Source organism: Pseudomonas oryzicola, assembly GCF_014269185.2.
Classification (GTDB): domain Bacteria; phylum Pseudomonadota; class Gammaproteobacteria; order Pseudomonadales; family Pseudomonadaceae; genus Aquipseudomonas; species Aquipseudomonas oryzicola.
Map to the genome: position 1 here is coordinate 1 of NZ_JABWRZ020000015.1, position 351 is coordinate 351.

Annotated in this window: 1 protein-coding gene; it reads right to left on the minus strand. The window is 60.4% G+C overall.

All coding sequences use genetic code 11. The features are described from left to right. On the minus strand, positions 1-351 hold a 351-nt coding region (locus tag HU760_RS24375; RefSeq protein ID WP_217858987.1), incomplete at both ends, for an immunoglobulin-like domain-containing protein.

Sequence of the window (351 nt, forward strand, 5' to 3'; positions counted from 1 at the left end):
ACATCGCCCAGTTGCAGGTTTTCGAAGGTACGGCCATCGACGTCCACAGCCGACTTGATGCCCAGGCTGAGTTCGCCCGAGTCCTTGTAGACGTCATCGCCTTGTGCCGCGTGCTCGTAAGCTGCGCTGGTCTCACCCGCCTTGATGGTGACCTGAGCGTTGTTGCTCAGGGTCACGACCAGATCGTGGGCCAAGGCCTGGTTGATGTGCACAGTGAAGGTCGGTTTGACGTTCTCGGCCACCGAAGGCTGGTCGGCGGTGATGGTGACTTTGACCAGATCGCCTTCGTTGCCTGGAGTACCCGGTTCGTCAGTGACAGTGGTGCTGACCGGCGTCTTGTCCAGGGTCAGC